General features: G+C 61.0%; 9 protein-coding genes. 8 read left to right on the forward strand and 1 reads right to left on the reverse strand.

The window, feature by feature from the left end; genetic code table 11:
• The coding region (locus tag RA24_RS20640; RefSeq protein WP_193747159.1) for a cache domain-containing protein at positions 1-1,092 on the reverse strand (1,092 nt) is incomplete at its 3' end.
• A 413-nt stretch (positions 1,093-1,505) separates the two neighbouring features.
• Between RA24_RS20640 and RA24_RS20645 the strand changes: the two genes are divergently transcribed.
• The 8 genes from RA24_RS20645 to RA24_RS20680 all read left to right on the forward strand — a co-directional run bounded on the left by RA24_RS20645 (position 1,506) and on the right by RA24_RS20680 (position 8,045).
• On the forward strand, positions 1,506-1,793 hold the full coding sequence (locus RA24_RS20645; protein ID WP_029204938.1) for an STAS domain-containing protein: 288 nt from the start codon (positions 1,506-1,508) through the stop codon (positions 1,791-1,793).
• The gene (locus RA24_RS20650) at positions 1,790-2,164 is read left to right on the forward strand and encodes a response regulator (RefSeq protein ID WP_019297430.1); all 375 of its coding nucleotides are present in this window, start codon (positions 1,790-1,792) and stop codon (positions 2,162-2,164) included. Before RA24_RS20645 ends, RA24_RS20650 begins: the two co-directional genes overlap by 4 nt.
• Position 2,165: 1 nt before the next feature.
• A complete protein-coding gene (locus RA24_RS20655; RefSeq protein ID WP_019297431.1) occupies positions 2,166-4,334 on the forward strand; it encodes a chemotaxis protein CheA in 2,169 nt (722 codons plus the stop codon).
• Entirely contained in the window at positions 4,324-4,806 is a 483-nt protein-coding gene (locus RA24_RS20660) for a chemotaxis protein CheW (protein ID WP_019297432.1), read from the forward strand. The genes RA24_RS20655 and RA24_RS20660 overlap by 11 nt, the downstream gene beginning before the upstream one ends.
• Positions 4,803-5,660 carry a CheR family methyltransferase gene (locus tag RA24_RS20665; RefSeq protein ID WP_019297433.1) on the forward strand — a complete coding sequence of 286 codons (858 nt, stop codon included), beginning with the start codon at positions 4,803-4,805 and terminating at the stop codon, positions 5,658-5,660. Before RA24_RS20660 ends, RA24_RS20665 begins: the two co-directional genes overlap by 4 nt.
• 39 nt (positions 5,661-5,699) lie before the next feature.
• Positions 5,700-6,086 (forward strand): response regulator, encoded by a 387-nt coding sequence (locus RA24_RS20670; protein ID WP_039152568.1) that lies wholly within the window; start codon positions 5,700-5,702, stop codon positions 6,084-6,086.
• A gap of 2 nt (positions 6,087-6,088) precedes the next feature.
• The gene (locus RA24_RS20675) at positions 6,089-6,415 is read left to right on the forward strand and encodes a hypothetical protein (protein ID WP_019297435.1); all 327 of its coding nucleotides are present in this window, start codon (positions 6,089-6,091) and stop codon (positions 6,413-6,415) included.
• A gap of 130 nt (positions 6,416-6,545) precedes the next feature.
• A complete protein-coding gene (locus RA24_RS20680) occupies positions 6,546-8,045 on the forward strand; it encodes a caspase family protein (protein ID WP_039194097.1) in 1,500 nt (499 codons plus the stop codon).
• Positions 8,046-8,174: the final 129 nt, after the last annotated feature.

Consider the following 8,174-nt stretch of genomic DNA (forward strand, 5'->3'; position numbering starts at 1 on the left):
CAGCCAGCCGAAGAAGGACATGCCGCCAGCGCAGATCAGCGAGGCCAGAAGCAGCATGTTGCGCTTCTCAGCTGCCGGGGCCATCAGCTCCGCCCAGTCCTGCTCGGCGATGATCGCCCAATTTGCAAATTCCAGCGGCAGCGGCTCGGAATAAGCAAGCACAGCATGGCCGTTTAGCCCAGGGACGCCTTTCTGGACGTGCGACTCGCCGTCAAATGCAGTGGTAACCTGAGGGACCGAAGGCAGTTGCGACAGAACTTGATAGCCGTCCTCGAACCGCGATGTGGTCCGCGCAAGCATATCTGAGCCTGCCAGATATATCTGGGTGGTTTGCCCCATGCCCTGGTCGTTGTTGACGATGGCCCCCAGCAGATCCACGGGGATCTGCACCGCCAGCACGCCGACAGTCAGATTGGCATCGTTCACCACGGGAGAGGCTGCAAAAGCGGCAGCTGCGCCGCCGGAGGGCGCATAAGGCTTCATGTCCGCAAAGAAGACCTCGCCGCGGCTGCCTTCAAGGGCGGCACGGTAAACGTCGGCCAGACCTGAGTCCTTGAACGGGCCGGTCATCATGTTGGTACCGTAGTCGTTTTCCTTGAACACCGAGTAGACGATGTCGCCGGCCAGGTTGATCAGGAAGGCATCATAGTAGCCTTTGCTTTCGATCAGCGTCTTATAGGCCGGATGGAAGGTCTCGTGATGCATGTGATAGGGCGACTCGCCCTTGCCGCGCACCAGAAGATGCTTCTGCCCGATCGGATTCGGGTTGTCGTCGATATAGGCCTGGCGCAGGATCTGGCCTGGATTTCCATCCAGATCGTTCCAGGTCATTGTCAGCCATTCGATGGCAGTGGCTGTTGACGGTACCGCCGCCAGCGTCTGCACATCCGCATGAATTCCGTCCAGCAGCGTCTGCACCGAAAACTTCCGGTCCGCCACCATCGAGCGGAACTGGTCTTCCGCAGTTTTTTCGGCGCTTTTTTGGAAGCTGATAGTGCTGATGGTGACGAGAATCGCCGTCACAAGCACACCGAACCCAACAACAAACAATGGCAATTTATGTGCCAGCTTGAGCGATTTGAACGTTTTCATTCCGTCCTCCTAAGAGCAGTGCGGTCTAGGCCACCGCAATAGTGATGCCAGTCAGAATGCGTCCCAGGTGTTAATTTGCCGCTTACGGCGCATGCCGCATGCCGCATTTCGATGCAGAAACATGCCGGATTCTGCTGCGCTCCGGCGTCACTTTCTGAAGGTCTGGTAAAGATGCATCCGCAGGCTGTGCGGAGCCCTGAAAACACGCCTGCTGAACCGCCGCAGGTGATTCTCCGGACCGTCAGAACACAGATAAAAATTGATCGGGTTTCTGACGCGAAATTTTCGCCGGTCTCCTTATGAATCCCCCTCCTGGCGCGGCTGACGGCAATCAAATGTTAAGTCCCGCCACCTAAGAATTGCCCCATCGAACTCGAACTGATCGCCGACAACGGGGGTGCGAATCGCCGAAAATGACTACGGAAACGCAAAAGCACGTTTTGGATCTGCCAAACGCCTTCGCGGAGCTGGATCCGCTGATCGCCTTCCTGCAGGGAGCGCGCGCAAAGGCAGTCGAAATCGACTGCAGCGGCGTTGCCCTGATGCCTTCGCGCTGCCTGCAGCTTCTGCTTGGCGCAGAGCAGCAGTGGCGGTCCGAGGGGGCGGGCTTCGCAGTCACCAACATCACAGAATCCTGCCGCAAGTCCCTGACGCTTCTGGGGCTGGAGCCCAACCGTTTTGAAGACGAGGAAACAGCATGAAAACCAAAGTTCTGGCAATCGACGATTCCCGCACCATCCGGAATCTTCTGGCCGCGACCCTGGAAGAGGCCGGTTTTGAATATCACTGCGCGGTCGATGGCCGCGAGGGAGTGGACATGTACCCTGACGTGGATCCGGACGTGGTGATCACCGACATCAACATGCCCAACCTCGACGGTTTCGGCGTGATCGAGGAGCTGCGCGGCACCGGTATCAATTCCAAGGTTCCGATTCTGGTGCTGACCACTGAAAGCGCACCTGAACTGAAGGCCCGTGCCCGCGGCGCTGGCGCCACCGGCTGGATCACCAAGCCGTTTGATGATGCCTCGCTGATCTTTGCGCTGAAGCGCGTGACTGGAGCTGCGGCCTAAGATGTCGGGTTCGATTCAGGATACCTTCTTTGAGGAGTGCGAAGAGCTCCTTGAAGCAACGGATGAGGGTCTGACCGCCATCGAAGGAGGCGATCACGACTCTGAGGTTGTCAACGCGATCTTCCGCGCCGTGCACTCGATCAAGGGTGGCGCCGGGGCCTTTGGCCTCGATGATCTGGTGGCTTTCGCCCACCGGTTCGAAACCGTGTTTGACGAAGTGCGCTCCAACCGGCTGGAGCTGGACGAGAAGCTGATCCAGCTGCTGCTGCGCTCCAGCGATCAACTGTCAGCACTGGTCGAGGCTGCCCGGGACGGCGGCGAGATAGACGAAGCGCACAATGATACGCTGTTGGCGGCGCTGGATGAATACATTCCGGAAGAAGAGGAAGACCTCACCTTCGAGCCGATGGGGCTCGGCGGCCCGGCGCCCATGATGGATCTTGGCGATCTGGGCGGCGCCCCGGCGGAACCGCAGGAAGAGACCTACCGGATCCGCTTCCAGCCGCTGAAGGAAATGTATGGCACCGGCAACGAGCCGTTCTTCCTCTTCCAGGCGCTCAAGGATCTGGGTGAGCTGACCGTCACCATGGACGAGAATGAGCTGCCCGGCTTTGATGCCATGGACATGAGCGAAGCCTATCTGGCCTGGGATCTGGTGCTGGTCACCAAGGAGACGCGTTCGAAGGTTGAGGCCGTGTTCGAATTCGTCGAGGGCCTGTGCGAGCTGTCGATCAACGGTGATGGCGATGCCGAGGCGGAAGCCAATGCGTTGGCCGCGCTGGATGCGATGTTCGCTGCACCGCCAGCCGCAGATGCCGCAGCTGCCCCTGAGGGGGAGGCGCCTGCAGCCCCTTTTGAGCCGCCGGTCCCCGCACCTGAACCCGAAGCCAAGCCGGCAGCTGCCGAAGAAAAGGCCTCGGCCCCGAAAGCCGAGAGCGGCAAGCAGGAGCAGCGCGGCGGTCCCAAGCCGACGCTCCGCGTCGAACTCGAGCGGGTGGACCGGCTGATCAACGCTGTCGGGGAGCTTATCATCAACCATTCGATGCTGGCCCAGCAGATCGCCAACCTGAACGTCTCGGATACCCGGGATGTGGAGACAGAGCTGGAAGGGTTCAAAAACCTGGCCCGCGACATCCAGGAAGGTGTCATGGCCATTCGCGCGCAGCCGGTGAAGCCGCTGTTCCAGCGCATGGCCCGGATCGTCCGCGAGGCTTCGGCCGCAACCGGCAAGACCTGCAAGCTGGTCACCGAAGGCGAAAACACCGAGGTCGACAAGACGGTCATCGAACGGTTGTCAGACCCGCTGACGCATATCCTGCGCAATGCGGTCGACCACGGTGTGGAGAAGCCAGACGACAGAGAAGCGGCCGGGAAGTCCAAAATCGGTGAAATCCGGCTGTCTGCCTCCCACCGTTCCGGCAGTGTCTGCATCGAGATCAAGGACGACGGGGCCGGTGTGAACCGCCCGCGCGTGAAACAGATTGCGATCGAGAAAGGGCTGATCCCGGAAAATGCGGAACTGACCGACAGCGAGATCGACAACCTTCTGTTTGCGCCGGGTTTCTCGACGGCCAAGGAGATTTCCAATCTCTCCGGCCGCGGCGTTGGCATGGATGTGGTGAAAAATGCGGTGACCGGTCTCGGCGGGCGCATCAACATCTCATCCTCGCCCGGCAAAGGCTCCACCTTCACCATCATCCTGCCGCTGACCCTGGCAGTGATGGACGGCATGGTGGTGTCGGTTGCCGATCAGACCATGGTGGTGCCGATCACCTCGATCGTCGAAACCATGCGCGGCAGCGACGACATGATCAACAGCCTGGGCGCCGACGGCACCCTGTTGTCGATCCGCGGCAACTTCGTGCCGATCTGCGATGTGGCCGGCGGCCTTGGGCTCTACCGCGAAAGCGATCAGCAAGCGGGCGTCTACCTGCTGGTGGAGACCGAAACCGGCCAGCGCTGCGCCCTGGCGGTGGATGACATCCACGATCAGCGCCAGGTGGTGATCAAGAGCCTGGACGGCGTCTGCGGGGAGATCCCGGGCGTCGCTGCGGCAACCATCCTTGGCGACGGCAAGATCGCCATGATCCTGGACCCTGAAAGCATCATCGCGGCCTCGCCCACTGCGGCCGCCTTTGACACCGAGCGGAGAATGAGCAATGCAAGCTGAAGTGAAGCAAACCGATCAGGAAGTGAAACACGCTGAACACAGCGAGTTTGTGAGCTTCACCGTGGCCGGTCAGGCGTTCTGCCTGAAGATAACCCAGATCCGGGAAATCCGGCGCTGGTCGCCGGTGACCATCCTGCCGCATGCACCCGCCGACGTGCTCGGGGTGATGAACCTGCGCGGTGCGGTGATCCCGATTTACGACCTCTCCGCCCGTTTCGGCCTGCAGCAGACCGAAGCCAGCGAGCGCAATGTGGTCATCGTCGTCTCCGTGCACGGGAAACCGGTCGGCCTGCTGGCGGAGTCGGTCTCCGAGATCATCTCGATCAACCCGGACGACATCCAGGACACCCCGCCGGTGGATAGCCGCAACACGATGGAGTACATCCAGGGCATCATCTCGCATGATGACACCATGGTGCGCATCATCAATCTGGATGCGGTGATCTCGGCTCCGGAGCAGGTGATGCCGTGAGCGCAGAAGGTACTATCACTCCCAACGCGGACAGCTTTTCGCTGTCAGACCAGGAATTCGAAGCCATTGCGCAATTCGCGCACAAGAACTTCGGACTGGCGATGGCGAAAAGCAAGAAGCCGCTGGTGTCGTCGCGCCTGGCCCGCAAGCTGCGGCAGCGCAACATCACCAACTTCAAGGATTACCTTGCCAGCCTGGACGGCCCCAATGCCGACGAGGAACGCAGCGGGCTGTTGTCGCTGCTGACCACAAATGTGACCCATTTCTTCCGGGAGCCGCATCACTTCGAAACCCTGCGCAACGACGTGCTGCCGCCGCTGGTGGAACAGGCACGGCGTGGCGGCCGGGTGCGGCTGTGGTCGGCGGGCTGCTCCAACGGGCAGGAACCCTACTCGATTGCGATGACACTGCTGGACGTCTGTCCGGAAGCCGCAAATCTGGACATCAAGATCCTGGGCACCGACATCGACCCGGTGGTGGTGCGCCATGCCCAGGCGGCCAAGTACCCCGAGGACGAGCTGGCCCAGATCGACGCCAAATACAGCAAGCTGGTGCCCAAGCGCGACCCGGACGGGCGGCTGCCGGACAGCCTGCGCAAGCTGATCACCTTTGGGGTGCTGAACCTGATTGAACCCTTCCCTTTCAAGGGGAAGTTCGATGCGATTTTCTGCCGGAACGTTGCGATCTATTTCGACAACCCGACCCAGCAGAAGGTCTGGAGCGCCTTCCAGAATGCCCTGAACCCGGGCGGCACCCTCTTCATCGGTCACTCCGAGCGCATGTCAGGCCCGGCGGCGCAGCACCTGAAGACGGCCGGGATCACCACTTATGTCAACTCACCCGCTGGCAGGTAACCCTGTCCACGGCTGCAAGCAGAGCAGAAGGAAAGAAAAATGAGCTTGAAAGACTCTCTCCGCGTCATGGTTGTTGACGATATGTCGACGAGCCGGGGGATCATCACACAGAGCCTGGATGAGATCGGCATCAAGAACTACATGGTCGAGAACTCCGGTCAGGGCGCTTATCAGAAGCTGACCCAGACCCCGGTTCATCTGGTGCTGTCCGATTACAACATGCCAGGCATGGACGGGCTCGGATTGCTGAAGGCGCTGCGCAGCCATCAGGTGACCCAGCGTGTCGGCTTCATCCTGGTCACCGGCAAGCCGACACCGGAAATCATCCAGGTTGGCAAGCAGATCGGCCTGAACAATATTGTTCGCAAGCCGTTCACGGTGGCAACCATGAAGCAGGCCATCGAACAGGTCGTCGGGCGGCTCTGATCATGGAGCGTCCCGACAAAGCCCTCGGCGAGCTCTGCGCCGCATCCGCGTGGGAAATGGAGCAGCTCCGCAGTCAGATGCAAGCGCTGGAGGACGTCGTCCTCGACGTTCTGGAGCGGGGAACCGCGCCGACCAGTCAGGAGCTGCGCTCGCTGCAGGACTTCGACCTGGTTATCCAGACACTGTCGGGGCTCTCCGGGTTCTACCGGCGCGTGCAGGCCCAGGTTGATGAGGCCGGCCCCGCGGACCTGCCTGCGGCAGCGGCCGGGGTCACCCTGGAAAAGCTGCGCGACCGGTTGCGGTCGGCTGGCAGCATGGCCAGCACCTGATACAGTTAGACCCTGTCCGGGTTCGGGCAGGGTCTGTCCGCCGCTATTGCCAGCGGCGGATTTTCTTTTTCTTTTCTGCCGCTAAGGACTACATTGGGCCATAGCTGAATTCGCTAACCCAGGTATCCGCATGTCGTTTCTCTTCAAACCCCTGATTTTCACCGCTTGCCTGCTGCTCGCCGCCGGCGCGCAGGCTGCGACCGACCGCATAGCCCTGGTCATCGGGGTTGCGGACTACCAGTACCTGCCGCCGCTGGAAAATACCCGCAATGACGCCGTTGCCATGGCGGATACACTGGAAGGCATCGGATTCGACGTCAGCCTGGCGCTGGATCCGGGCACGTCTGAGATGGAACAGCTGCTGGATGACTTTGCCTTCCGGTCCGAAGTCGCCGATCTGGCGCTGGTCTATTTTGCCGGCCACGGGATTGAGGTGCAGGGCGAGAACTTTCTGATCCCGGCAGATGCCAAAGTCGCAAGCAACCGTGATGTGCAGCGGCAGTCGCTGTCCTTGAAACAGCTGCTCGGCGCGGTCGACCGGGCCCGCAAGATGCGGATCGTGATCCTGGACAGCTGCCGCGACAATCCGCTGGGCGACTCCATCGCACTGGAACAGAGCAGCGAACAAACAACTCAAACCACGGAAACTACCCGCGGCGGCGGCGGCATGGCCCCGGCAGACCCGGACCGCGGCACCTTGGTGGCCTTTGCCGCCAAGGACGGCCAGGTGGCTTTGGATGGCAGCGGCAGCAATTCACCCTACGCCACAGCCCTGATGCAAAAAATGGTGCAGCCCGGCCTGGAAATCAGCCTGATGTTCCGCCAGGTGCGCGACCAGGTGCTGCAGAGCACCGCCAACCTTCAGGAGCCGCATACCTACGGCTCGCTGACCGGCGTGCCCTTCTACCTGGCTGGTCCCGGAGAAAATGACGCCCCTGTTTCTGTGGCCGATGCCTCTGCCGCTTGGGCGGCACTGAAACCCGACCAGGAGGAACAGCTTCTGGCGCTGGCTGAGCTCGGCGACACCCGCTCTATGCTGGGTCTGGCTTATATCCGGCTGAACCCGAATGAGGGCCGGTTTGACCCCAAGGCGGCGGTGGAATTCCTGCAGCGCGCCGCGGATGCCGGCTCACCGGAGGCCCAGTTTGAACTGGCCAAACTTTATGAGCGCGGTACCGGAGTGGAGGCCGATCAAACCAAGGCTCTGGAACTGTACCAAGCGGCCGCAGAACAAGATTTTGCCGACGCGATCAATGATCTTGGCTTCCTGCACTATCAGGGCGGACTGGGTCTGCCTGCCAACCCGAAAAAGGCGCTCACCTTCTTCGAGCGAGCTGCTGACCTGCGCCATCCGCAGGCCCAATTTAATTTTGCCGCGCTCATTGATGACGGCTTGATTCCCTCGAAAGGTCCCGAAGATTCAGCGCATTACCTTTATGCCGCCCTGCGCAGCGGAAGCTCTGACGTGCTGGGCCTCCTAAGCGAACGGCCCAATATGTTCACGGCAGAAACCCGGCGGGCACTGCAGTCGAAGCTGAAGGAAAACAACTTCTATGCCGGCGCGATAGACGGAGACTTCGGCCCGGGAACCCAGCGCGGAATCCGTCAGGCCTATGGACTGGAGGGCTAACCGCCCTACTTCAAGCCGATGTTACATCGTGCTTTGTTCCTCGTTCTCCTCACTTTCTTCCTGAACAACCCCTCGGATGGCCAGGCCGGCGGCGGCTATGGCGGCGGTTACGGTGGTGACGGCGGCGGC

Source organism: Leisingera sp. ANG-M6, from assembly GCF_000813905.1.
Classification (GTDB): domain Bacteria; phylum Pseudomonadota; class Alphaproteobacteria; order Rhodobacterales; family Rhodobacteraceae; genus Leisingera.

Bases quoted from the DNA above. Each gene is read 5' to 3' on its own strand.
- RA24_RS20645 (WP_029204938.1), top strand. From the start codon at position 1,506: ATGACTACGGAAACGCAAAAGCACGTTTTGGATCTGCCAAACGCCTTC.
- RA24_RS20650 (WP_019297430.1), top strand. From the start codon at position 1,790: ATGAAAACCAAAGTTCTGGCAATCGACGATTCCCGCACCATCCGGAAT.
- RA24_RS20655 (WP_019297431.1), top strand. From the start codon at position 2,166: ATGTCGGGTTCGATTCAGGATACCTTCTTTGAGGAGTGCGAAGAGCTC.
- RA24_RS20660 (WP_019297432.1), top strand. From the start codon at position 4,324: ATGCAAGCTGAAGTGAAGCAAACCGATCAGGAAGTGAAACACGCTGAA.
- RA24_RS20670 (WP_039152568.1), top strand. From the start codon at position 5,700: ATGAGCTTGAAAGACTCTCTCCGCGTCATGGTTGTTGACGATATGTCG.
- RA24_RS20675 (WP_019297435.1), top strand. From the start codon at position 6,089: ATGGAGCGTCCCGACAAAGCCCTCGGCGAGCTCTGCGCCGCATCCGCG.
- RA24_RS20680 (WP_039194097.1), top strand. From the start codon at position 6,546: ATGTCGTTTCTCTTCAAACCCCTGATTTTCACCGCTTGCCTGCTGCTC.